Origin of the sequence: Streptomyces xanthochromogenes (assembly GCF_014650455.1) — a bacterium.
GTDB lineage: Bacteria > Actinomycetota > Actinomycetes > Streptomycetales > Streptomycetaceae > Streptomyces > Streptomyces xanthochromogenes.
Window position 1 is genome coordinate 34,809 of record NZ_BMUZ01000019.1, and the last position, 22,242, is coordinate 57,050.

The window sequence follows — 22,242 nt, forward strand, 5'->3', positions numbered from 1 at the left end:
CCGCCAAAGTAGGGGCTGCGAACAGGTCATGACAAGGGGTCGGAACAAGCGGAGGGAAGCCTTCAGGGGAGCGTGGACTTTCGGCACGCCGTGTCGGGAATCCCGTCCATGCCGTATGACGTGCCCCGTTCCGTAGGGTGGGCGGCAAACGTGCGCCATGACGGACGCTCGTGGCGCCGCGCACCCCGAGAATCCAGGAGCAAACACGCATGAGTGGAACAGCCCAGATCGGCGTCACCGGACTCGCGGTCATGGGCCGCAATCTCGCCCGCAACTTCGCGCGCAACGGATTCACGGTCGCCGTGCACAACCGGACGGCCGCCAAGACCCGGGCCCTGGTCGAGGAGTTCGGCGAGGAGGGCAGCTTCGTGGCGGCCGAGTCGCCCGAGGACTTCGTGGCCGCTCTCGAGCGGCCACGCCGGCTCGTCATCATGGTCAAGGCGGGCGAGGCGACGGACGCGGTGATCCGGGAGTTCGCGCCGCTCCTCGAAAAGGGCGACGTCATCATCGACGGCGGCAACGCGCACTTCGAGGACACCCGCAGGCGCGAGCGCGAACTGCGCGAGCGCGGCATCCACTTCGTCGGCGTCGGCATCTCGGGCGGCGAGGAGGGCGCACTGCACGGACCGAGCATCATGCCGGGCGGTTCCGCCGAGTCGTACGAGTCCCTCGGCCCGCTCCTGGAGCGGATCGCGGCGAAGGCGCCCGACGGCACCCCGTGCGTCACCCACGTGGGCCCGGACGGCGCCGGCCACTTCGTGAAGATGGTGCACAACGGCATCGAGTACGCCGACATGCAGCTCATCGCGGAGGCGTACCACCTGCTGCGTACGGTGGCCGGCTACTCCCCCGAGAAGATCGCCGAGACGTTCCGGGACTGGAACACCGGTCGCCTCGACTCGTATCTCATCGAGATCACCGCCGAGGTCCTCGCCCATGTCGACGCGGCGACCGGCAAGCCGTTCGTGGACGTGGTCGAGGACGAGGCCGAGCAGAAGGGCACCGGCCGCTGGACCGTGCAGATCGCGCTCGACCTGGGGGTCCCGGTGTCGGGCATCGCCGAGGCCGTGTTCGCCCGGTCCCTGTCGGGCCACGCCGAGCTGCGCGAGGCGGCCCGTTCGCTGGCCGGGCCCGCGGCGAACCCGCTGGGCGAGAAGGAGGCCGCGGCCTTCGCCGCGCAGGTGGAGCAGGCGCTGTACGCGTCCAAGATCGTCTCGTACACGCAGGGCTTCCACCAGGTCCAGGCGGGCAGCCAGAACTACGACTGGGACGTCGACCCCGGCGCGGTCGCGGCGATCTGGCGCGCGGGCTGCATCATCCGGGCCGCGTTCCTGGACCGGATCCGGGCCGCCTACGACGCGCAGCCCGAACTCCCGAGCCTGCTCTCGGACAAGCGGTTCGGCGACGAGATCGGTGCGGCGCAGGACGACTGGCGCGCGGTGATCGTGGCGGCCGCCCGCCAGGGCGTCCCGGTGCCGGGCTTCTCGGCGGCGCTCGCGTACTACGACGCGCTGCGCGCCGAGCGCCTCCCGGCGGCGCTGACGCAGGGCCAGCGCGACTTCTTCGGCGCGCACACCTACCGGCGCACCGACCGGGAGGGCTCGTTCCACACGCTGTGGGGCGGCGACCGGTCCGAGGTCAGCACCGGCTGACCGGCGCCGCGGCCGGGCCCCTCAGCCCGCCGGTTCGGGCTGCGGGGGGCCCGGTACGGGATCGGGGCCCGGGGGCTGCGGCACGGGGTCCGGCAGACCCGGGTCCGGGTCCGGCTGCGGCGGGCTCGGGTCGGGACCCGGGCTCGGCGGCTGGGGGTCGGGACCGGGGCCGGGCCTCGGCGGAACCGGATCGGGGCCGGGGCCGGGACCCGGTCCGGGGATCGGGCCCGGTTCGGGGTCGGGCAGCGGCGTGGGCCACGGCGGGGTGGGCTCCGGGTGCGGCACGGTCATGATCGGCCTCCTCATGGTCTGAGATCAGCTTCACCTGCGCGCCTGCCCGGCGCCCGCCGGTTCAACCCGTACGGGTCAGGCGGCCCGGCCCGCCACGGCGGCCGCCGCCCGCAGCCCGGGGCGAGGGCTCGACAGGACCGGAACGGCGGTCGTGGTCCGGTCGGCGGCGGGCGCCATCGAAGCCTGGGCCAGCACCACGACGTCGACGTCCGTCAGGGCGTCCACCGCCCGGGCCACCTCCGCGAAGTACGCCTGCGCGTCGCCCGATTCGAAGTGGGACCAGGCGTCCTCGACGAGCACCGTCCGCAGTGCGAGCGGCCGGTCGCCTGCCTCCTCGCGGATCAGCGCGGCCGTCGGCCCAAGGGTGGAGGCGACGGCGGCGACGACGGCGATCCGCGGCCCTCGCGCCACTGCGGCCGCGGCCATCGGCCGGTCGACCCGCAGCACCGGCACGCCCAGGGTCGCGGAAGCGGCCTCCGCGACCGCGCCGATGGTGGAACAGGTGCAGAGGATCGCGTCCGCGCCCTGGGCCACCGCGTCGGCGAGGACGGCCCCGACGTCCCCGGCCACCGCGTCCGGCCCCAACTCCCTTGCCCTGCTGAGCAGTTGCTCGTCCACCAGGTGGCGCAGCACGAGGCCCGGGGCGTCCTCGTCGCGCAGGGCGTCGAAGACCGGGACGTGGACGGGCGAGGTGTGCAGCAGTGCGAGCCCGCTCACCACAGCTCCGGATTCGCGGCGAGCCGGGCCTGGGCGGCCTCGACCAGGGCGGCCGGGGCGGCGGGCGCCTCGCCCGGGTGCCGCTCGGCCCACTTCGCGGCGTACGGGCAGAGCGGCACGACGGCCAAGCCCTCGCGCGCGGCGGTGGCGTAGAACTCCCGCACCAGGTCACCGGCGATGCCCTTGCCCTCGTGCCCGGGCTCCACGACGGTGTGCACCGCCACCAGCGCGGCGGACGGCTCGTCGAGTACGAAGTAGGCGATGCGGCCGACCACTTCACCGCCCTCGAAAGCGGCGAGCAGCCCTCGGGCGCGGTCGTCCCGGATCTCTGCCATGGTGCGGGTTCCTCTCCGGGGGCGGGTCAGCGCTGCGGGGCGGGGATCGTGGCCTGCGGGCTGCGCCGCTGGTCACTGCCGGGCACCGGGGCCGAGGCGTCGGTGCCGAGCTCGACGATCCGGTTGGCTCCGTCGACATGCACGACGCTGGGCTTGAACACGCGCGCCTCGATGTCGTCGATCTGGGCGTAACTGATGAGGATCACCAGGTCACCGGGGTGCACGAGGTGGGCGGCGGCACCGTTGATCCCGATGACCCCGGAACCCCGCTCGCCCTCGATGACGTACGTCTCCAGGCGGTTGCCGTTGTCGATGTCGACGATGTGCACCAGCTCGCCGGGGAGCAGATCGGCCGCCTCCATGAGCTCGGCGTCCACGGTGACCGAGCCCACGTAGTGCAGGTCGGCCTGGGTGACGGTGGCTCGGTGGATCTTGGACTTGAACATGGTACGTATCACTGAAGTACTCCTAGGCACAGGCTCCCTGCCTGCTTTTTCGCAGGTCAAGGGCACTTTCCAACCCTACGACGAGTCGCATGTCCGGGCAGCGTCCGCCAGGTCTTCCAGGACTCGCGCCGACCACTTGCCGACTTTCCTGACGAGCCATCAGGCGAGGCCTCCAGGAGGACTGCGCACACCCTCCCGGACACCGCCCCGACGACGGCCCAAGCCTACGCAGCACTCCGCGAAGAGCGTCCGTGATCACCGTCACTCCGGTCGCGCACGGGGCGACGGTCCGGCCTCCCCTTCGTCCAGGAGACACCAGGAGACGCCCGGCACGGCCTGCCGGGATGCGTACGGGTTCGCCCGCGGTCAGGACATCTGCGGGTCCGGGGTGAGCAGTGCGAACGCCGCGCCCGCCGGGTCCGCCACCCAGGCGATCCGGCCGACCGAGGGCACGTCGGCGGCAGGCATCAGCACGGAGCCGCCGTTCGCCGTGACCGCCGCGACGACCGCGTCGGCGTCGAGGACGTGGAAGTACGGCGCCCAGCGCGCCTGCTCCTCGTCACCCGTCAGCGGGACCACCCCGCCGAACGAGCCGTCCTGCTGATCGCCGTCCGCGATGCTCAGCACCCGGTAGGTCATCCCGGGCACCTGCATCTCGGCCGAGCGCCAGCCGAACAGGCCCGCGTAGAAGCCAATGGCGGCCGCCGGGTCCGGCACGTGCAGCTCGGCCCAGATCAGCGCGTTCTCGGCGGAGGCCAACTCGAAGCCGGCCGTACGGCCGGGCTGCCAGCAGGCGAACTGGGCGCCCTGCGGGTCGGTGAACTGGCCGAGCCAGCCCTCACCCATCACGTCCACCGGCTCCATCCGCACGCTCCCGCCGCCGTCGCGCACGGCAGCCGTGGTCGCCTGGATGTCGGGGGTGTGGAAGTGCAGCATCCACGCCGAGTCCGCGCCTTCCTCGGTCAGCTGCCCGACCGCGGCGACGGTCCGGCCGTCACGCTGGAAGAAGCCGTAGCCGCCCGTGTCGGGTCCGGCGGCGACGAACCGCCAGCCGAAGACGGCTCCGTAGAAGGCACAGGCCCCGGGGATGTCGGGACTGCCGAGGTCGAGCCAGTTGGGCGATCCGGTGCGGAAGTCGGTACCGAGCATGCGTGCTCTCCTGAGTAGGGTCCGGCAGCGTAGCGAGGCACGCCACTCCTGGTAAGGCGCAGAGTACTGAGCGTTACGGCGAGTCGCCTCCGGAACTCCGGCAGCGACCGAAGTCGACTCCGTCGACGCCGTCACGGCGTCGGAATCCGCCCCCGTCGCGCGCCCGTGACACCGCCTTGCACCCGACCGCGCCGCGATGCCCTCGGCCCTCAATCGAGAAATGGCAATCGCCGGATCGGGTGACCGCCCCCTCACGAGTGATTCGAACGCAAGATCACGAGCTCCGACCCCGACCACAGAGGCCGGGGCGAGCTTCACGGAACACATTCGAGCGAGCCTTCGCTCTGCGCTCACCGCTACGCATGACCGGCACCGCGTGTTTTCCGAGCTCCTGTCCGTACCGATGCCCTCGGAGGAGCCCCCGTGCGAAGCCAGCCCAACATCGTCGGCGTACACCTTGTTTTCGAGCATGCCGGACAAGTGCTGCTCCAGCGGCGCTCCCCCTGCTCCCCCTTCGACCCCGGCTCCTGGCACGTCCCCGCCGGACACCTCGAAGAGGAATCGGCCAGCGCCTGCGCGGTCCGGGAATCGGAGGAGGAACTCGGCGTGAAGATCGACCCGCAGGACCTGCGCCTCGTCCACGTCCTCCACTATCGCGACAGCGTCGCCGCCATCCCCCGCATCCAGTTGTTCTTCCGTGTTCTTTCGTACGGCGGCACTCCGCGGATCTGTGAACCGGACCGGCACACCGCCCTGGCCTGGCACCCTTACACGGCGCTGCCCTCACCGCTCGTCGCCTACACCGCCGCGGCCCTGACCGCGATCGCGGTCGGGCGTCCGTTCGCCGCCATGGGGTGGGCGGCATGACACCGGCCAAGCCCGCACCGGCCATGGTCGGTGCGACCGCGGCGGCCTTCATCCGGCGAGCCGACGGCCGCGTCCTGCTCGTCCACCACGCCGGAACCGGCCACTGGGTCACGCCGACACGATCACTCTGGTGGGCGGGGCGCGGTTCTCGCCCGCCGTCACGACCGCGCGGGCTTCGCGCAAGTCGGCCCAGGCAGCACTGGCGGGAAGGCCGCGGCTCACCCCTCGGGGCCGTCGGATGCGGTAGCGGTATCCGCGTCCGGCTGGAGGGTGAAGAGCTCGTCGAGGCCGACGATACGCAGAACGCGCAGGGCATTGGCGGGTACGGCGGCGAGGGCGATGCCGGCCTGGGCGGCGTGGGCCAGGGTGCGGGCCACGATCAGGGCCGAAATGCCGCTGGAATCCATGAACTCAAGGCCGCCCAGGTCGAGGACCAGGCGCTGGCCCGGTTGGATCGTGAGCGCGGCGAGCTGCCCGCGCAGCTGGGGGGCGGTGGCGTGATCGAGATCGCCGGTCACCTCGACGACAGGTCCGGACGCGGCGTCCCGTGTAGTGATCATGAATTGGTTCGTCACCTGGTCTTCACTGCCGGTGCGATCGCCTGATGGGTGGGGACGCCGATGGCAAGAAGTGCGGTGTCGTCGTCGAGCCCGTCGCCGAAATCGTCGAGCAGGCCGGTGAGGGCCTGGATGACCGCCTCAGCGGGCTTGCCGGCCTGCCCGGCGGCGAAGGCGCGCAGAGCCCCGTCACCGTAAAGCGTGGTGCGGTCCTGGCCGGTGCGGGCCTCGGTGAGGCCGTCGGTGTAGAGCAGGAGGGTGTCACCGGGTTCCAGGGTGGTGGTGGCGGAGGCGAAAGGGGCCTTGGGCAGGACGCCAACCAGGAGGCCACCGGGAGTGGGCAGGAAATCGGCATGCCCGGCGGCCCGCAGGACGAGGGCCGGTGGATGGCCGCCGGAGGCCAGGCACACGGTGACCCGACCGGTTGCCGGGTCGGGCTCGATGGTGCCGAAGATGGCGGTGCAGTACCGGGGATCGCCTCTGGTGTAGCGCTCGTGGAGCACCGCGTTGAGGGTCGTGAGCGCGGAGACCGGGTCGGCGTCGTGCAGAGCGGCGGCGCGCAGGGTGTAGCGGGTCAGCGAGGTGACCGCGGCGGCCTGTGGGCCCTTGCCGCACACATCGCCGAGGAAGAAGCCGAAGCGCTTGCCGTCGAGGGGGAACAAGTCGTAGAAATCTCCGCCCAGTTGCTCGGGCGAGGCGGTGCGGTAGTGCGCGGCGCTCTCCACCCCGGGGATCTCCGGCAGGGCGGCGGGCAGCAGCGACTGCTGGAGTACGGCCAGGGCGTCCTGGAGCCGGGCGCGGTCGGCTTCTGCTTGTTTGCGGTCCTGTTCGGCGGCGTTGCGGGCGCGCAGGAGTTCTTCTTCGTAGGCGCGGCGGTCGCTGGCGTCGAAGATGGTGGTGCGGATGAGCAGGGGTTCACCGGTGGTGCCGTGTTTGACCACGGAGGAGACCAGCACGGGAATCCGACCCCCGTCGGCCTGCTTGACCTCCAGGGCGATGCCGCTGATCTCGCCCCGCATGCGCAGGAGCGGGGCGAAGTGCGTCTCGTGGTACAGCTTTCCGCCCACGGTCAGGAGGTCGGTGAAGCGCAGTTTGCCCACCACGGCCTCGCGCTCCCGGCCGAGCCAGCGCAGCAGCGTGGTGTTGACCTTCGCGATGGTGCCGTCCATCAGCGTGGACAGATATCCGCACGGGGCGTTCTCGTACAGCTCCTCGGTGCTGTCTTCCAGCAGCGCGGCGAACGTCGCGTTCGCCGTCCCCTGCTCGCCCCGGCCCTGGCGATCGGGCGGGTCGCCCTGCTGGCCTGTGCGACACGTCACCGCAGGCCCTCGCGGACCGGGGTGATCGGATCGTTGACGGCACGTGGGGCGGACTGGTGCGGGCCGTGATCAGTGGCATCGAAGGTGGTCAACTGCGGGCCGGGGATGGCCCCGTGACCGTAGCCGCCGACTTCGCGTGGAGCATTCGCGTCCCGTGCGCGGTCGAGGACCGGCGTCGGGACGTCCACGCTTTTCAGGCCACCCCGGGGCTGCGGAAGAAGGTCACCCCGGGAATCCGCAAGGACGTCGCCCCGGGAGTCCGGAAGGAACGGGGTACGGGCGAAGACATGCGCCATGTCGGGGTCGGTCGCGCAGAAGCTGTTCGTCGGTTCTTCCTCAGGTTCGGGCCGCTCCGCGTTCCCCATGACCACTGGGACCACCGGGACGACGGGCGCCACGGCCGCGGACCGACCCGGACGGTTCGGCCCCAGGGACGCCGACAGCTCGTCGATGTTCTCGGCGATCTCGGCGTCTTCGTCGTTCTCGGCGTTTTCGCCGTTCTCGGCGGCGAATCCGCCGCGGCAACCCTCGTCGTAGATATACCGCGGTGACGGAGTCACCATAACCAGTGCTCCGATGCGTTCGGGGGCCATGCGAGCGGCCGGCACTCCGACCATCGCACTGACCGAATGCCCCACGAACGCCGCATCACGCAGATCGACGGCCGCACAGATCTCGACCCCGTCGCGGGTGCAGCCGTCGAGCGAGGCACGGCGGTCCTCCGAGAACGCCGGCAGGTCCCAGTGGCCCGATCCCATGTGACCGAACGGGCCCACCCGGTAGTCCTCATCGAGGGGAGGCGGCGTCGGCCTCCACATGCGTTGATCACAGCCGAACCCCGGGGCGAGCACCACCACGAGCCACTGTGGGTTGCCCGCGACGATGACGTTGTTCCTGCGCCCCGTATCCATATCCGTCACCCTCCCAGACTTCAGTCATCCCTCCGCAACGGCCGCGGATCGCCTCCCGCTCCTCCACACCCCGCGCACACCGGTGTCGCCCACCGCCTGCGCGACACCGGCCTCGCCGCCGCCGGTAGCCGGGTGAGGAACCGCTCGTGATCGGCGGTTTCCACGGACGATTCAGGCATCCGCGTTGCGGCGGGACTCGGTTCGGGCGCGATGTTCTTCGTTGATGCGCCGGGCCTCTTCGAGCTGGTCCTCAAGAATGACGATGCGGCAGGCGGCCTCGACCGGGGTGCCCTGGTCGACCAGTTCACGGGCACGTGCGGCGATCTTCAACTGGTAGCGGGAGTAACGGCGGTGGCCGCCCCGCGAGCGCAGCGGCGTGATCAGGCGGGCCTCGCCGATCGCACGCAGGAAGGCGGGCGTGGTGCCGAGGAGGTCGGCGGCCCGGCCCATGGTGTAGGCGGGGTAGTCGTCGTCATCGAGCCGGCCGAACGAATCGTCTGCTGTCATTGCACCTCTCTCATGGAACCGGAACGCGCTTGAGGGGCCCGGGTGCCATGTGGCACCCGGGCCCCGAAGGAACTTGCTACACCATCTGCCGGCCCTGATATCGCGCCGGCCTTCTGTGTCCGCACGTCCACCCGAGCGAGGGCGGGAAATGCGGGGATCGCGGTTGCTTGACCGGAGACCACCTCACTATCGATGTCCTGCGGTACCCGGACGGCTTTCGGTGTCCGGGCGATCCTGATGGCGTTTTGGCTCCTCCGTTCTTCCCTCTGGCTGTGCTGACCACTGACGGGAACGTCAACTGCACTTTCCCGTACTGCTGCCACGTGTACTGCGGCACTGCTGCGGCAGCCCCTGATCACTGCGGGCCGCCCGGTCCGGTGATCAGTTCCGTCGCCGCTGTCGCAACCATCCTGGCTTCGGAACTCCACCACCGCACCGCCCTGCGAACTGCAACTGCGGTACTGGCGCCCGGCACTTCTTCTCTGCCGGGCCTGCGGTCCTTCTTGACTACGACAGGAACCATACGCACACCACAACCCAATGTCTACTCTCGCCGCCATAGATTTCCACTCGTTCGACAGATAGGTAATCGGCATCGAACGGCGACATGGGTTGAGGACGAACCGCGCATCCCGAGGGTTAACGGCTCAGGGCCGGGGCATAGGCCCTGCCTAGCAGGACCAGGGCATGACGATCCAGAGACCAGGACGATCCAGAGACCAGGGTGAACCGATGGACACGATGAGCCTCACCGCCACAGCCGTCAGCTCCCCGGCATGCGTCGCCGACGCCCGCGACACGGCCCGGGACTTCGTGGACGGGCTCGCGCATCCGGTCGCGGCCGATGCCGCCGACACGGTGGTCCTGGTGGTGTCGGAGCTGGTCACCAACGCGCTGCGGCACGGCGGCGGCGCCTGCACCCTGGATCTGTGCGAGCACCCGGGCAGCATCGAGGTGGCCGTGCACGACCGCAGTACGCAAGCCCCGCGGAGGCGCACCCCCGACCTGCACGGTGACACGGGCGGCTTCGGATGGCCGATGGTCGGCCGCCTTGCCCATGCCACCTTCGTCACTCACAGCAGCGCCGGCGGAAAGACCGTCAGCGCCCTCCTGCCCCGCTGACCGCCCTGGTACAGAAGGGCCGCGCGGTGGACCGGGAGCCCGGCCGACGCCCTGTTGTCCGCTCTCACCCACCGGGCGCCCGGCATGGCCGACCGCCCGGAGTTCCCGGCCGTACGGGATCGGGTCCGCCGTACGGGACCGGGGGCACCGCCCCGGAGAAGAAGGACCGGATCGTGAACGGCAGCGCCACGGCAGGACAGGGGCCGTCCGTACGCGTCGCCTAAGCGCTCCCGGGTGCGCGCAGAGCATGCGCGAGCGCGTCCACGGTCACGCCGACCACGGCCAAGAGCTGCGCCCGGCTCGCCCCGGCTCTGCTCATGACGGCGAGGGACTGGTTCACGGCAGCCGCGTGTTCGGCGAACGCATCGGCGTCCCGGTCGGCGAGTCGCCCGGCCTTCAGCGCGGCGCGCAGGCGCGCCCGCTGGAAACCGAGCGCCTCCTTGGCGTGCGCGGCGACGGCCGTGCTCAGCACCGGAATCGCCATGGCCGACTGGGCGATCAGGCATCCATCGGGCAGGTCGGGATCGGCGATGCGATCGAGGGTGACGTCGAAGAACGCGCGCACAGCCGCAAGCGGTTCCGAGGCCGCACCCGCCAGGGCGGCGTCGTACTTCTCGCCGTAGCGCGCGGTGTAGCGATCCAGGCAGCGCAGGAAGAGCGTGTCCTTGTCGCCGAGCGAGGAATAGATGGAGCTGCGGTTCAGGCCCGTTGCCCGTGACAGGTCGTCCACGGAGGTGTCGGCGTATCCGGCGCGCCAGAACTGGACCATCGCGGCGTCGAGTGCCGTGTCCATGTCGAACTGCTTCTTGCCTGCCACGTGACACTTCCTTGCCGGTACGTGCGTCGATGCCCATGCGCTGCGCACCACTCTATCTTGAACTGAATAGTTCAAGATGTGTTAGGTTGCAGATCTTCGATGGAGGTTTCCTGTGACTGACCCCGCGACCACGACTCGGCATGTCTCCGAAGCCGGCCCTGTCCACCACTTGCCCCTGCGCGACCTGGACGGGTTCACCCACCGCTGGGTCGACGCGGACGGCATCCGCCTTCACGCCGTCGACGGCGGCCGGCCGGCCGGCCCGGCTGTCGTGCTGCTCGCCGGATTCCCGCAGACCTGGTGGGCTTGGCGGAAGGTCATGCCCCGCCTCGCCGACCGGTTCCGCGTGATCGCGATCGACCTGCCGGGCCAGGGCCACTCCGAACGCCCGGAGCACGGCTACGACACCCACACGGTCGCCGCCCATGTCCACGCCGCCGTTGAGGCACTCGGAGTGTCCACCTACTGGCTGGCCGCGCACGACATCGGCGCCTGGGTCGCCTTCTCGCTCGCCCTCAACCACGGGAGCCAACTGCGCGGGGTGGCCCTGCTCGACGCCGGAATCCCCGGCATCACCCTCCCGGAAGCGATTCCCACCGACCCGGCCCGGGCGTGGAAGACCTGGCACTTCGCGTTCCATGTCGTGCCCGACCTGCCCGAGACCCTGCTCCTCGGGCGCGAACGGGACTATGTCGGCTGGTTCCTGAAAACGAAGGCCCTCTCTCCCGACGCGTTCGACGACGCCGACCTCGACCACTACGCAGCGGCCCTCGCCGCGGACGGCGGCCTCCGCGCCTCGCTCGCCTACTACCGGGACGCCGCCGAGTCTGCGCGCAGGAACCATCAGGCACTCGACCGGCAGCACCTGACCGTGCCGGTCCTCGGAATCTCCAGCAGCCACGGTTCCATCCCGGACATGGCAGCCTCCATCGGCCCATGGGCCGACGACACCACCGGAGTTGTCGTGCCCGACGCCGGGCACTACATCCCCGACGAGCAGCCCGAAGCCGTCGCTGCCGCCATAGCCGGGTTCATCGCCGACGGCGGCTGACGCCGCTCCGGACCTGCCCGGCACGCGCCGGCCCGGGCCGGCGGCCGCCAAGGCGCCCTCGTCGTGGGCGGGATGACGACGGCGACAGCCCCGGTTTCACGCCCGCCCCTCCTGCTCGGCGACGGCTCGCAGCGGGGCTCCGGCGTCGTGGAGGCTCGCGAGAGCCTGTCGATAGGAGGCGAGCAGACTGGTCTCGAGGTAGCCGACGCCCAGCTCCTGGCAGTAGCCGCGGACGATGGCCTGGGCCTTGCGCAGGTGGGGGCTTGGCATGCTCGGGAAGAGGTGGTGCTCGATCTGGTGGTTGAGCCCGCCGAGCACGAGGTCGGTGAACCATCCCCCGCGCACATTGCGTGAGGTGAGCACCTGACGACGCAGGAAGTCCGGGCGTTCCTTACCGGTCAGGATCGGCATGCCCTTGTGGTTGGGAGCGAAGATCGATCCGAGGTAGACGCCGAAGAGACACTGGTTCAGCGCGAGGAACGCGATGGCCATACCGGGCGGCAGCACCAGGAACAGGGCCGTCAGATACGCCGCGAAGTGCACGAAGAGAAGCACGCCCTCCAACCGGCGGCTCCTCAACGAAGGGTTGGCGAGCGCTCGGACACCCGAGATGTGGAGATTGAAGCCTTCCAGGGTCAGCAGCGGGAAGAAGAGGTACGCCTGCCGACGCCCGAGCAGTCTGGGCAGCCCAGTGGCCGCGCGGGCCTGAGACTGGGACCAGACCAGCACATCGGGGTCGAGATCCGGGTCGAGATCCTCATGATTGGGGTTGGCGTGGTGGCGGGTGTGCTTGTCATGCCACCAGCCGTATCCCATGCCGATGCCCATGTTTCCAGCGATGCGGCCGGACACTTCGCTCGCTCTGCGCAGCCGGAAGACCTGCCGGTGGGCGATGTCGTGTGCGACCAGCGCCACTTGGCCGAAGACCACCGCGAGGAACGCGGCCACGGCCAGGGTCCACCAGCTGCGGCCCACCAGCACGAAGGCGGCCCAACCGCCGACGTACAGGGAGGCGACGGCGGTGATGCGGATGGTGTAGTAGCCCGGCCGACGGGCCATCAGGCCCGCATCGGCAATCCTCTTCGACAGCCGGGCAAAGTCACTCCCCGCCACATCCGTACGTACGGGAATGGTGCTGTTCGTCGGCACGGCCTTGAGCCCTTCAGCGGAGGACACCCGGGTGCTGCGGCACCCGGTGCTCCACGCAGCCGAATGGCGGGGTCACGGCCGAGCGCATCCCTGGCGGGACCACTTCGAAGGTTGCGAGAGGTCTCCAGCCTACTGCGCGGCCGGTACCCGGCGGATCGCCCGGCAGAGCGCCTACGCGTGAGGCACCCTTCGCCACTCACCGGAGTCGCCGCCGCCACCCGCCGGCTTTCGGGCGGGAGTCGGGCGCCGGTACGGGGCACACCTGGCCGGCGCGGGGTCGGGAGGCTCACTGTTGTGCCGGGGGTGCGGGACGGGGGATGTGGGCGGTGTCGAAGCGGCCGGTGGTGATGTCGAGGGCGAGTTGGGTGAGGCGGTGGTGGTGGGAGCGGGCGTAGGCGCGCAGGGCGGTGAAGGCGTCGTCGACGCTGGTCCCCCAGCGCTCCGCGAGTATCCCTTTGACCTGTTCCAGGATGATGCGGCTGGTCAGGGCGTACTGGAGCTGGGAGCGTTCGACTTCGCTGTGGGCCAGGGTGCGCTGCTGGAGTATGCCGATGGTCGCCATGTCCGCCAGGGCCTGCGCAAGGAGCAGGTCCTCCTCGCCGAGCGGGGCGGGAACGTTCTGGAACAGACCGAGCGCACCGATGACGCTCTCGCGCAGGCGCAGGGGGAAGGCGTTGGTGGTGGTGTAGCCGATCTTCTGTGCGGCGGTGGCGAACTGAGGCCAGGCGTGTGTGGTGTCGGGGTCGGTGAGGTCGATGTCGAGGCGGGTGAGGCCGCTGTGGTAGCAGTCCACGCAGGGACCCTGTTCGTGCTGGGTGGCGAATACCTCAAGGAGCCGGGTGTTCTCGTCGGAGGCGGCGAGGAGGCGCAGATGGCCTTCTTCGTCGGCGAGGAGGATCCCGGCCGCGTCGACGCCGAGGAGACGGGCGCAGTTCTCGGTGAACCGCTGGAGGAATTCGATGATGTCGAAATCGGCGACCAGGGTGTCGGCGACGTCGAGGAAGATCTGGGAGAGCTGCTGTTCGCGCGGCATGACGATCAGTCCTTGTCTGTCACGGAGGGGGGCGTGTCATCTCCCGTGGAGGGCAGGCGCAGCCTTCTGGTGACGATGTCGTGAGCGAGGTCGGTGACGGGGCGGCTCTGTCCGTAGGCGTGGGCGCGCAGTGCCTGCAGGGCCTGGGCCAGGGGCAGACGCAGCTGGACGCTGACCATGCCGGTCGCCTGGTGGATCTCGGCGTGCCCCAGGCTTTGAGTGAGGGGAAGGGGTCCGGTCCGGTCGATCGCGGACGCCGTCCGGGTCAGGTACCAGTGGGTCAGGGCCGCGGCCAGGGCCAACGCGTCGTCCAGCTGCTGCCAGGTGAGGCGGCTCGCGGTGGGGCGGATGGCGCTCAGCACGCCGATCCGGATCGCGCCGAGGGTCATCGGGAAGCAGAACACCGACCGCAGCCGCAGCCCCAGCACCTCGCCCCGCAGCAGAGGCCAGCAGCCGGCGCGTTCCTCGGTCAGGTCGGCCACCAGGACAAGGGTCCCGCTGCGCAGGGCATCCACCCCCGGGCCCTCGCCCACCGTGAACTGCAGGTCCTCGAACCTCCGTGCCGCCTCGCCGGAGCACACCACCGGCTCCATCCCCGTCTCGGGAGTTGCCAGTGTCACGGCGAGACCCGCGACGTCGAGCGCGGTGAGGGCCGCCTCGATCGCCTCGTCGACGCCGCCTGTCCAAGGGGCGTCATCCAGCAGACGGATGGCTTCTGCCATCTGGTCACTGATCACGGACTCCGCCTGGATCATCGGCTCTTCTCCCGGCCCCACGCCGCCCGTGGCGCGGGGAAATGCGACAGGGGGCACCATGCCGGAGCCGGTACGAGAGGCGCCGCGCGGCGGCCCGCAAGAGGCGTCGCCCCGAGGACGGGACGAGCAGGACGCGGTCGGCTGCCGCCGGGCAGACGAGTCGGCGGACCTGAGGGGACAACCCGCGAAGGTCCAGGCGACGCCCCGCGTCGATGGCACGCCGGACTGCCTCCGGAAGGACGTTCAGCCCACTGACGTCGCGGAAGGTGAGGGCCGACATCTCGATGGCGATGCCCGGCCGCGGCCGCAGCGGGCAGGATTCAACGGCCTTTCGTCCCCGGAACGTTGCCTCCGAATCCGTCTCGCCGCGCAGCACGACCGACGACAAAACCCTGTACCTGTGCCGGATGGACGGCTCGGGCGGAGCAGCGAGCACAGCACCTCAGTTCCCGCACCGCCGCGCCGACCCGGTGGATACCGCTGGTTCCTGCCGGTCAGGCCGTTCACGGAGAAGCGCCCAGGAGGAGCCCGCACCGACATCCGTCCGACCGTCCGCGACACGGCCCCGGGTGAGGCCCGCCGCGGCAGCCGACGGACCCGTCTCTACGGGCACCTGCGACATCTTGCCGACCGCGTCGGGGGCTGGGACGCAGCAACAGGCTAGCCCCGACATGCCCACGGGAACAGTCCGCCTCAACGCCGTTGCGCGTTGTCGGGCCCATCCGAGCGGCCTTCCCGGCAGAGAGGCGCAGCTTCTTCCGAATACCGCCGCGGACCGGGTCGAGGGCGGCATCACCCCCGACGGGGCCGCGACGTCCGCAGCTCACGGTGACCGTGCGACGGAGCGAAGACCGAGGTGGCCAGGTACGCGGGCCGTGCGCGCACGTACCCGCGCGCACGTTGCGGCTTCCGCGTCTGGGCTGGCGACGCGCTCGGTCTAGGCGGCCGGTTTCGGAGGCTGTGCGGGACCTTCGGGGTCGAGTCTGGGGAGCCGACGGTCCAGCCAGGCGGGAATCCACCAGTTGGCGCGGCCGAAGAGGTACATCGTCGCGGGCACGAGCAGCAGGCGGACGACCGTCGCGTCGACGATCACACTCACGCCGAGGCCGAGCGCGAGCATCTTCACCACGACGTTCGGGGAGAGCATGAACGCCAGGAAGACGCTGGTCATGATGAGCGCCGCACAGGTGATGACGCGCGCCGTGGCGGCGAGGCCGGTGGCGACGGAGAGGTGGTTGTCGCCGCGGTGCAGCCATGTTTCGCGGATGCGGGCCAGCAGGAAGACCTCGTAGTCCATCGAGAGCCCGAAGATGATCGCGAACATCATCATCGGCACGTAGGACTCGATCGGCACCTTCTCGCCGACGCCCAACAGCGAGCCGCCCCAGCCCCATTGGAAGACCGCGACCACCACACCGTAGGCCGCGGCGATGGAGAACAGGTTCAGGACGGCAGCCTTGAGCGCCACCAGCGGGCTGCGGAAGACGCAGAGCAGCAGGACGAACGCGGCGGCGACGACCACGCCGATGATCAGCGGCAGTTTCGCCACGAGGGTGTCGGTGAACGTCTGCCCCGAGACCGTGGGTCCCGTGACATAGCCGGTGGCACCGGTGCCGGAGAGGGCGTCGGGCACGGTGTGGTCCTCAAGGGTGTGGATCAGGTCGGTGGTGGCCCGGTCCTGCGGGCCGGTCGCCAGAGTGACCGTGCTGACCAGCAGGGCGTGGTCGGGGGTGGGCTTGGGGGGCGTCACGGACGCGACGCCGGGGGCCGCCGACAGATCGTGCTGCAGAGTGGTGGCGAGGGCCTGGCTCTGGGACGGGTCGGCGGCCTGCTCGCTGTCGAGCTTGGCGACGACGGTGATCGGCCCGTTGGCGCCGGGTCCGAAGCCCTGGCTGATGAGGTCGTAGGCCCGCCGGTCGGTACTGGAGGTGGGCTGGGCCCCGGCGTCGATGTGGCCCAGGTGCAGCGAGCCGACCGGGATGGCGAGAACGCCGAGCACGACCAGGCCCGCCACGAGGAAGAGCCAGGGGCTGCGGCCGACCCGGGCGGCCCAGCGGTGCCAGACGTCGTTGGTGCCGGTGGGTTCGGCGACCGGCGTACGGACGCGCAGGCGGTCGATGCGGCGGCCGAGCAGGCCCAGGAGGGCGGGGGTGAGCGTCACGGATGCGGCAGCCGCGACGATCACGGTCAGCCCCGCCGCCGCACCCAGGGTGCCGATGAAGCTCATGCCCGAGACGTACAGGCCGGCCAGCGCAATGGCCACGGTCGCGGCGGCGACCAGGACGGACCGCCCACTGGTGGCCACGGTGCGGCCGACCGCCTCGGCGGGGTCGAGGCCATGGCCGGCGCCCCCGATCTCGTCGGTGCCGAGGAGTGCTCGGTAGCGGGTGGACAGGAACAGGGCGTAGTCGATGCCGACGCCCAGGCCCATCATCGCGGCCAGCGTCGGGGCGGCCTCTCCGAAGCTGAACTGGGCGGCGAGCAGGCCGAGTCCGGCGAGGCCGACGGCGAGACCGAGGACGGCGGTCACGAGCGGCAGCGCCGCGGCCGCGACGCTGCCGAAACCGATCAGGAGCACCAGGAGGGCGACGCCGAGGCCGATCATCTCCGAGGTCAGGTCGGCGGCCTTCGGTGCGGCCAACTGCCCGAGCGGATCGCCGTATTCGACCTCCACGTGATCGGCGCGCAGCGGCTGCACGGCGGTGTCGACCTTGCCGACGTACGAGTGGTCGAAGCCGGCGGGGTTGCTGGTGAACGTGACGCCGATCTGGGCGATGTCGCCGTGCGGCGAGACGGCCCCGGGGGTGGTGAGCGGATCGTTCACGGAGACCACGTCGGGCAGACGCTTGAGGTTGTTCACCGCCGCCTCGACCGATGCCTGGTGGTTGGCGACCGAGCCCTGATCGGACTTGATCACGATCGGGGCGGTGGTTCCGGACGTACCGCCGTGGGCCTTGAGCAGGTCCGCGCCGGTCTGGGTGCTGGTGCCGGGCAGCGAGAAACTGTCCGCGAAGCTTCCGCCCCACCGCCCGTGGGCCACGCCGATCACGACGAGCAGGACGAGCCAGCCCACGACGACCCGCCAGGCGTGCCGGGCACACCAGCTTCCGAGGCGGTGCAGCAGTCCGGTGCCGGGTTCTGCGGGCGAGTCGTTCTTCATGGTCGTGACCCTGTCTGCCGTGCGAGGAGAGCCGCGGCGCACTGTTCGGGACGGAAGGGAAGGGGGGAGGTGGGAGGGAGGGGCGGAGACGCGAGGAGGGAGGGGCGACACCGGCCCGGGCGGGCGCCTGGGGACCCGGGGGGGGCCGGGGGGGGGGGCCGCTGCCGCTCGGCTCGGGCGGAGGCCTCGGCTCCGTCCTGCGGCCGGGGGCCGGGGGCCTCAGCCGAAGGTCTCGACTCCGTCCTGCTCCTGGTCCTGCTCGCGCTCCTGGTTCCTGGCTCGGCGTCCGACCACGGCCGCGGCCGCCACGGCGCTGCCGAGGAAGGCGAGGGCGACGGTCCAGGGCTGGTCCAGTACGTGATCCGTTGCGTGGTCGAGTGAGTAGCGCCCCGCGCCCGCGAGGCCGATCGCGGCGGCGGTGAAGCCGAGGAACGCCGGGTACTCGAAGCCGCCGCCCTGGGCGAAGAAGCCCGCCGGCGCATGGACGGCCACGGCGCCCGCCATGGCCCCGGCCGCCGCCGCTCCGGCGGCCGGGGTGGCGAGGCCCAGGGTCAGCAGGGCGCCGCCGCCCATCTCGCCGAGCCCGGCGGCGACGGCGCTCTGCTTGCCGGGGGTGAAGCCCATGTGTTCCATGGCCGCCGCGGTGCCTTCGAGCCCGCCGCCGCCGAAGCAGCCGAAGAGCTTCTGGGCGCCGTGGGCCATCAGGACCGCGCCGGTGCCGGCCCGCAGCACGAGCAGTCCGAGGTCGCGTCGGTTGAGGCAGGTCATGGCGTCTCCCAGGGCGTGCGGCGGTGGACTCGGGATCCACTCTCCGGGGCACGCGGCTGCGACCCTCAGCGTTGCTGGGCCGTACGGGTCACGGCCCCGGCGGCGCGGCGCCCCGCACGGCCGGTGCGGGCCACCCCGGCCCGCACCGAAGCACCCGCTCCCCCGCGACCCTCAGCGCTGGGCCTCGCCCTGGGCTATCTCGATGCCCCCGTGCAGATCCGCGGCGGCCTCGACCGCCGAGGCCGCCGAGGCGCACAGGCAGCCGAGCAGGACCGCCGCTATGAGCCGGGCGCCGCGCGAGCGGGGCAGCCTGGGCGCGGGGCGGCGGTCGAGCAGGGCCGCGACCCTGCGCGGGACCGGACCGACCGCCGCGGCCAGCACCGCGCGGGGGCGGGCCGCGCTCGGTTCGGCGGCGCGTGTGGCGAGGGCGGCGCGGCCGATCGCCCGGGCGGCGAGCTTACGGTCGCCCACGGCCCCGGCGGCGTACTCGTCGGCGGCCCGTTCCAGGGCGTAGGCGAGCGGGGCACGCAGCGAGCGCAGCGACGGATGGCAGTGCGCGGCGAGTTCGGCGGCGGCCAGGAACAGATGATGGCGGCTCTTGAGGTGGGCCCGCTCATGGGCGAACAGGGCCTCGCGCTCGGCGGGGCCGAGGGCGCGCAGCATGCCGGTGGTGACGACGATGCGGCCGGGGCGGCCGGGCAGCGCGTAGGCATCCGGTGTCGGGTCGCGCAGCACGGCGAGCTCACCGGTGCCGGGCGTCAACCGGCCGTGGGCGGCACGCAGTTCGGCCAGGTGGCGACGGGCGGTGCGGATCAGGGCCACGCACGAGGCGGCGACGAGACCGGCCGCGGTGGCCGCCGCGGGGAAGGCGAGCCAGGTCGGGAGCGCGTCCAGCGGGGACGTCAGGTCTTCGAGCGAGGCGAAGAAGGGCAACCGGAGCGCGCCGGCCAGCGCGATCAGGCCGAGGGCGGCCGTCGAGCAGGCGGCGAGGCCGGTGGCCGCGGCGGCCAGCAGCCAGGCCGCGGGCCGGGGCGGCAGGGCCTCGGCGAGCCTGCGGGCGGCGGGCACCGCGAGGAACGGCACGAGGAGCGGGATCCAGACCGAGAAGATCATTGCCCGTCGCCCCCGGACTCCTCCAGGAGGGAGCGCAGCAGTTGTTCGTCCTCGTCGCTGAGCTGGGAGACGAAACGGGCGAGGACCGTGGAGCGGTCCTCCTCCTTGGCCAGTTCGGTGTGCATACGGCGGGCGGTGAGGCCCGGCGCGTCCTCCGTGGGGGTGTACGCGTAGCCGCGCCCGACACGCGTGCGGGTGACGGCGCCCTTGTCGTGGAGGCGCGAGAGGATCGTGGTCACGGTGGTGCGGGCGAGGCGACCGCCGAGTTCCGTCTGGACCTCGCCCGGGGTCAGGGGCGCATCCGCGGCCCAGAGCGCGGCCAGGACCCCGGCTTCCAGTTCGCCCGCGGGGCGTCGTCCGTCCCCGTGTCCGGCGTCTCCCGTGACCGTCATGGAACGCTCCTCCCGCATCATTCGTCTACAGTGCTGTAGACCGTCTACATCACTGTAGTCAGCCGGGCCCGGTGCGTCCCCCGTGGACGAGCGGCCCGAACACCATTATGGGAGGGCCCACTGACATGGCTGTCGTACCCCTGTTCGCAGCGGCCCCACAGGCCGTGAACGTCCTCGACGCGGGCTCGCTGCTCGCCGCCTTCGGGGCCCTGGGCATCGCGGTGGTGCTCTTCGCGGAGACCGGTCTCCTCGTCGGCTTCCTGCTCCCGGGCGACTCCCTGCTCTTCACCGCGGGCCTGCTGTGCGTGCCCGGCGGCAGCGGACCCGTGACGCTCTCCCTGCCGCAGGTCCTGGTCTGCTCGGTGATCGGCGCGCTGGTCGGCGCCCAGGTGGGCTACTGGATCGGCCGCCGCGGCGGGCGCGCGCTGCTGGCCCGCAGCCGGTCCCGCAAGCTGCACGAGGGCGCGGCCCGGGCCGAGGAACTGCTGGCCAAGTACGGACACGCGAAGGCGATCGTGCTGGCACGCTTCGTGCCGATCGTCCGCACGGTGCTCAACCCGCTCGCGGGGGCGCTCGGCGTACCGGCCCGGGTCTTCGCCCTCTGGCAGGTCCTCGGCGGCCTCGTGTGGACCTGCGCGCTGGTCCTCGGCGGTTACGCGCTCGGCTCGTCCGTACCGAACATCGACCACTACCTGCTGCCGCTCGTCGCGCTGGTCGTCGCCGTCTCGCTCATCCCGGTCGCCCTGGAGATCCTGCGTGCCCGCCGCGCGCGCACGGCCCCCGAGGACGCGCGCTGATGCACTTCGACGACGGCTTCTACACGTGGGTCACCGACCTGGCGCACCGCACGCCCGGCCCCGTGGACACGCTGATCGCGCTCTGGTCGGACTACGGGCTCGCACTGTTCGCGGTCCTGATGGTCCTCGCCTGGTGGCGGGCCCGGCCGCTCGGCACCGTCCGCACCGCCATGGCGCTCGCCGCCCCGTTCGTCGTCGTCGCGGCGTACGCGGTCAACGACCTCTTCAAGGCGGTCGTCCACGAGCAACGGCCCTGTCAGACGCTGCACACGCTGACCGTCGAGGCCTGTCCGCCGCTCGGCGACTGGTCGTTCCCCAGCAACCACGCGGCGATCGCCGCCGCGGCCGCGGCCGCCGTCCTGCTCACGGACCGGAAGCTGGGCGCGATCGCGGTTCCGGCCGCCCTCCTGATGGCGGCCTCACGGGTCTGGGTCGGGGCGCACTACCCGCACGACGTGGTGGTCGGCCTGGTGGTCGGAGCACTGGTCGGCCTCGTCCTCACGCTCGCCGCGCGCCGGGCGGCGCCCTTCGTGGAGCGGCTCGGCGACACCCGGCTGCGGCCGCTGGTGACGGCTCGATGACGTCGGCCCGGCGCACGGGCATCGCGGCCTGCGGGCTGCTGTTCCTCCTGACGCCGCTCACGGTGCTCGTCGTCGTGCGGCACGGGGCGCCGCTGCCGGGCGACCTCGCCCTGCACCGCTGGCCGCTCGACCACCGGCCGCCGGTCGCCGTGGCCGTGGCCCGCGCCGTCACCGCGACCGGCACCGGGGTGCTCCCCTACGCCCTGGCCGTCGTCGCGGGCCTGATCGCGGGCCGGAACAGCAGACAGCGCCGGTACGCCACTGCCGCCACGCTCGCGGTGCTCCTCGTCGGCCAAGGGGTGCGGTACGGCCTGATGGCGGCCGTCGCCCGCCCGCGCCCGGACGCCGTCGACTGGGCGACCACCGCGTCCGGCCACTCCTTCCCCTCCGGGCACACCGCCACGAGCGCGCTCACGGCGGGCCTCCTGATCTGGGCGGTGCTGACCCGCTCCCGCCTGTCCGCCGCCCGGTTCACGGTCGCCCTGCTCGTCCTGTGGGCGGTCGCCGTCGGCCTCTCGCGGGTCTACCTGGGGGTGCACTGGGCGAGCGACGTGTTGGGCGGCTGGCTGTTCGCCGCCCTCTGGCTCGCCCTCGCTTCACTGGCGGCGGCCCCTCTCGTACGCACCCTGGGAACCGTCGGTCCCCCACCGGCCCGGGATTCCCCTTCGCGCACTCAACTCCCCTGAGGAAACAGCCCGTTCGGTCACCGAGTGTCAACCGCCCCACCCTCGGCCCCCGTTCGCTCCCCTCCGT

The 22,242-nt window shown here is 71.7% G+C and carries 24 protein-coding genes; 7 read left to right on the forward strand and 17 right to left on the reverse strand.

Going from position 1 to position 22,242, the window contains the following annotated elements; all coding sequences use genetic code 11:
- Positions 1 to 209 precede the first annotated feature (209 nt).
- On the forward strand, positions 210 to 1,652 hold the full coding sequence (gene gnd, locus IE267_RS36090; protein WP_189766114.1) for an NADP-dependent phosphogluconate dehydrogenase: 1,443 nt from the start codon (positions 210 to 212) through the stop codon (positions 1,650 to 1,652).
- Positions 1,653 to 2,018: 366 nt separating this feature from the next.
- Here gnd and IE267_RS36095 read toward each other — a convergent pair whose 3' ends face one another.
- The 4 genes from IE267_RS36095 to IE267_RS36110 form a co-directional block, all read right to left on the reverse strand.
- A complete protein-coding gene (locus tag IE267_RS36095; protein WP_189766115.1) occupies positions 2,019 to 2,660 on the reverse strand; it encodes an aspartate/glutamate racemase family protein in 642 nt (213 codons plus the stop codon).
- Positions 2,657 to 2,995: a GNAT family N-acetyltransferase gene (locus IE267_RS36100; protein WP_167152030.1), complete on the reverse strand. Its 339-nt coding sequence runs from the start codon at positions 2,993 to 2,995 to the stop codon at positions 2,657 to 2,659. Before IE267_RS36100 ends, IE267_RS36095 begins: the two co-directional genes overlap by 4 nt.
- Positions 2,996 to 3,021: 26 nt before the next feature.
- A complete protein-coding gene (gene panD, locus IE267_RS36105) occupies positions 3,022 to 3,453 on the reverse strand; it encodes an aspartate 1-decarboxylase (RefSeq protein ID WP_161249646.1) in 432 nt (143 codons plus the stop codon).
- Between the two features lie 354 nt (positions 3,454 to 3,807).
- Positions 3,808 to 4,590: a VOC family protein gene (locus IE267_RS36110; RefSeq protein WP_189766116.1), complete on the reverse strand. Its 783-nt coding sequence runs from the start codon at positions 4,588 to 4,590 to the stop codon at positions 3,808 to 3,810.
- A 423-nt stretch (positions 4,591 to 5,013) separates the two neighbouring features.
- Between IE267_RS36110 and IE267_RS36115 the strand changes: the two genes are divergently transcribed.
- Positions 5,014 to 5,457: an NUDIX hydrolase gene (locus tag IE267_RS36115; protein WP_189766117.1), complete on the forward strand. Its 444-nt coding sequence runs from the start codon at positions 5,014 to 5,016 to the stop codon at positions 5,455 to 5,457.
- Positions 5,458 to 5,675: 218 nt separating this feature from the next.
- On the opposite strand, the gene IE267_RS36120 is transcribed toward IE267_RS36115, so the two are convergent.
- The 4 genes from IE267_RS36120 to IE267_RS36135 all read right to left on the reverse strand — a co-directional run bounded on the left by IE267_RS36120 (position 5,676) and on the right by IE267_RS36135 (position 8,751).
- Complete coding sequence (locus IE267_RS36120) at positions 5,676 to 6,017, reverse strand: STAS domain-containing protein (protein ID WP_167152036.1); 342 nt, start codon at positions 6,015 to 6,017, stop codon at positions 5,676 to 5,678.
- Between the two features lie 11 nt (positions 6,018 to 6,028).
- Complete coding sequence (locus IE267_RS36125) at positions 6,029 to 7,333, reverse strand: PP2C family protein-serine/threonine phosphatase (protein ID WP_189766118.1); 1,305 nt, start codon at positions 7,331 to 7,333, stop codon at positions 6,029 to 6,031.
- Positions 7,330 to 8,244 (reverse strand): alpha/beta fold hydrolase, encoded by a 915-nt coding sequence (locus tag IE267_RS36130; protein WP_189766119.1) that lies wholly within the window; start codon positions 8,242 to 8,244, stop codon positions 7,330 to 7,332. The genes IE267_RS36125 and IE267_RS36130 overlap by 4 nt, the downstream gene beginning before the upstream one ends.
- A 171-nt stretch (positions 8,245 to 8,415) precedes the next feature.
- Positions 8,416 to 8,751 carry a MerR family transcriptional regulator gene (locus IE267_RS36135; RefSeq protein WP_167152042.1) on the reverse strand — a complete coding sequence of 112 codons (336 nt, stop codon included), beginning with the start codon at positions 8,749 to 8,751 and terminating at the stop codon, positions 8,416 to 8,418.
- A gap of 732 nt (positions 8,752 to 9,483) precedes the next feature.
- Between IE267_RS36135 and IE267_RS36140 the strand changes: the two genes are divergently transcribed.
- Positions 9,484 to 9,873: an ATP-binding protein gene (locus tag IE267_RS36140; RefSeq protein WP_167152044.1), complete on the forward strand. Its 390-nt coding sequence runs from the start codon at positions 9,484 to 9,486 to the stop codon at positions 9,871 to 9,873.
- A gap of 220 nt (positions 9,874 to 10,093) precedes the next feature.
- Here the strand turns inward: IE267_RS36140 and IE267_RS36145 are convergent, their stop codons facing one another.
- Positions 10,094 to 10,690: a TetR/AcrR family transcriptional regulator gene (locus IE267_RS36145; RefSeq protein ID WP_189766120.1), complete on the reverse strand. Its 597-nt coding sequence runs from the start codon at positions 10,688 to 10,690 to the stop codon at positions 10,094 to 10,096.
- 112 nt (positions 10,691 to 10,802) lie between these two features.
- On the opposite strand from IE267_RS36145, the gene IE267_RS36150 reads away from it, so the two are divergent.
- Entirely contained in the window at positions 10,803 to 11,741 is a 939-nt protein-coding gene (locus IE267_RS36150; protein WP_189766121.1) for an alpha/beta fold hydrolase, read from the forward strand.
- Positions 11,742 to 11,837: 96 nt separating this feature from the next.
- Here IE267_RS36150 and IE267_RS36155 read toward each other — a convergent pair whose 3' ends face one another.
- The 8 genes from IE267_RS36155 to IE267_RS36190 form a co-directional block, all read right to left on the reverse strand.
- Positions 11,838 to 12,890, reverse strand: a complete 1,053-nt coding sequence (locus IE267_RS36155) for a fatty acid desaturase family protein (protein WP_189766122.1) — start codon at positions 12,888 to 12,890, stop codon at positions 11,838 to 11,840.
- Between the two features lie 286 nt (positions 12,891 to 13,176).
- Positions 13,177 to 13,923 (reverse strand): GAF and ANTAR domain-containing protein, encoded by a 747-nt coding sequence (locus IE267_RS36160; protein ID WP_189766123.1) that lies wholly within the window; start codon positions 13,921 to 13,923, stop codon positions 13,177 to 13,179.
- Between the two features lie 5 nt (positions 13,924 to 13,928).
- The gene (locus tag IE267_RS36165) at positions 13,929 to 14,678 is read right to left on the reverse strand and encodes an ANTAR domain-containing protein (RefSeq protein ID WP_189766124.1); all 750 of its coding nucleotides are present in this window, start codon (positions 14,676 to 14,678) and stop codon (positions 13,929 to 13,931) included.
- A complete protein-coding gene (locus IE267_RS40550; protein ID WP_373304631.1) occupies positions 14,650 to 15,114 on the reverse strand; it encodes an STAS domain-containing protein in 465 nt (154 codons plus the stop codon). The genes IE267_RS36165 and IE267_RS40550 overlap by 29 nt, the downstream gene beginning before the upstream one ends.
- 501 nt (positions 15,115 to 15,615) lie before the next feature.
- Entirely contained in the window at positions 15,616 to 17,838 is a 2,223-nt protein-coding gene (locus IE267_RS36175) for an MMPL family transporter (protein WP_189766126.1), read from the reverse strand.
- Between the two features lie 219 nt (positions 17,839 to 18,057).
- On the reverse strand, positions 18,058 to 18,606 hold the full coding sequence (locus IE267_RS36180) for a DoxX family membrane protein (protein ID WP_189766127.1): 549 nt from the start codon (positions 18,604 to 18,606) through the stop codon (positions 18,058 to 18,060).
- Positions 18,607 to 18,777: 171 nt separating this feature from the next.
- A complete protein-coding gene (locus IE267_RS36185; RefSeq protein ID WP_189766128.1) occupies positions 18,778 to 19,719 on the reverse strand; it encodes a M56 family metallopeptidase in 942 nt (313 codons plus the stop codon).
- The gene (locus tag IE267_RS36190) at positions 19,716 to 20,111 is read right to left on the reverse strand and encodes a BlaI/MecI/CopY family transcriptional regulator (RefSeq protein ID WP_161253896.1); all 396 of its coding nucleotides are present in this window, start codon (positions 20,109 to 20,111) and stop codon (positions 19,716 to 19,718) included. Before IE267_RS36190 ends, IE267_RS36185 begins: the two co-directional genes overlap by 4 nt.
- Before the next feature lie 125 nt (positions 20,112 to 20,236).
- On the opposite strand from IE267_RS36190, the gene IE267_RS36195 reads away from it, so the two are divergent.
- From IE267_RS36195 to IE267_RS36205, 3 genes are read left to right on the forward strand one after another with little or no spacing between them, the layout of a single operon-like run.
- Complete coding sequence (locus IE267_RS36195) at positions 20,237 to 20,908, forward strand: DedA family protein (RefSeq protein ID WP_229861628.1); 672 nt, start codon at positions 20,237 to 20,239, stop codon at positions 20,906 to 20,908.
- Positions 20,908 to 21,489: a phosphatase PAP2 family protein gene (locus IE267_RS36200; protein ID WP_189766129.1), complete on the forward strand. Its 582-nt coding sequence runs from the start codon at positions 20,908 to 20,910 to the stop codon at positions 21,487 to 21,489. The genes IE267_RS36195 and IE267_RS36200 overlap by 1 nt, the downstream gene beginning before the upstream one ends.
- Positions 21,486 to 22,175 carry a phosphatase PAP2 family protein gene (locus tag IE267_RS36205; protein WP_189766130.1) on the forward strand — a complete coding sequence of 230 codons (690 nt, stop codon included), beginning with the start codon at positions 21,486 to 21,488 and terminating at the stop codon, positions 22,173 to 22,175. The genes IE267_RS36200 and IE267_RS36205 overlap by 4 nt, the downstream gene beginning before the upstream one ends.
- The last annotated feature ends 67 nt before the right edge of the window (positions 22,176 to 22,242 follow it).

Coding starts and splice junctions, on each gene's coding strand:
- gnd (WP_189766114.1), top strand. CDS start 210: ATGAGTGGAACAGCCCAGATCGGCGTCACCGGACTCGCGGTCATGGGC.
- IE267_RS36100 (WP_167152030.1), bottom strand. CDS start 2,995: ATGGCAGAGATCCGGGACGACCGCGCCCGAGGGCTGCTCGCCGCTTTC.
- IE267_RS36110 (WP_189766116.1), bottom strand. CDS start 4,590: ATGCTCGGTACCGACTTCCGCACCGGATCGCCCAACTGGCTCGACCTC.
- IE267_RS36120 (WP_167152036.1), bottom strand. CDS start 6,017: ATGATCACTACACGGGACGCCGCGTCCGGACCTGTCGTCGAGGTGACC.
- IE267_RS36130 (WP_189766119.1), bottom strand. CDS start 8,244: ATGGATACGGGGCGCAGGAACAACGTCATCGTCGCGGGCAACCCACAG.
- IE267_RS36135 (WP_167152042.1), bottom strand. CDS start 8,751: ATGACAGCAGACGATTCGTTCGGCCGGCTCGATGACGACGACTACCCC.
- IE267_RS36140 (WP_167152044.1), top strand. CDS start 9,484: ATGGACACGATGAGCCTCACCGCCACAGCCGTCAGCTCCCCGGCATGC.
- IE267_RS36160 (WP_189766123.1), bottom strand. CDS start 13,923: ATGCCGCGCGAACAGCAGCTCTCCCAGATCTTCCTCGACGTCGCCGAC.
- IE267_RS36165 (WP_189766124.1), bottom strand. CDS start 14,678: ATGATCCAGGCGGAGTCCGTGATCAGTGACCAGATGGCAGAAGCCATC.
- IE267_RS36175 (WP_189766126.1), bottom strand. CDS start 17,838: ATGAAGAACGACTCGCCCGCAGAACCCGGCACCGGACTGCTGCACCGC.
- IE267_RS36180 (WP_189766127.1), bottom strand. CDS start 18,606: ATGACCTGCCTCAACCGACGCGACCTCGGACTGCTCGTGCTGCGGGCC.
- IE267_RS36185 (WP_189766128.1), bottom strand. CDS start 19,719: ATGATCTTCTCGGTCTGGATCCCGCTCCTCGTGCCGTTCCTCGCGGTG.
- IE267_RS36190 (WP_161253896.1), bottom strand. CDS start 20,111: ATGACGGTCACGGGAGACGCCGGACACGGGGACGGACGACGCCCCGCG.
- IE267_RS36195 (WP_229861628.1), top strand. CDS start 20,237: ATGGCTGTCGTACCCCTGTTCGCAGCGGCCCCACAGGCCGTGAACGTC.
- IE267_RS36200 (WP_189766129.1), top strand. CDS start 20,908: ATGCACTTCGACGACGGCTTCTACACGTGGGTCACCGACCTGGCGCAC.
- IE267_RS36205 (WP_189766130.1), top strand. CDS start 21,486: ATGACGTCGGCCCGGCGCACGGGCATCGCGGCCTGCGGGCTGCTGTTC.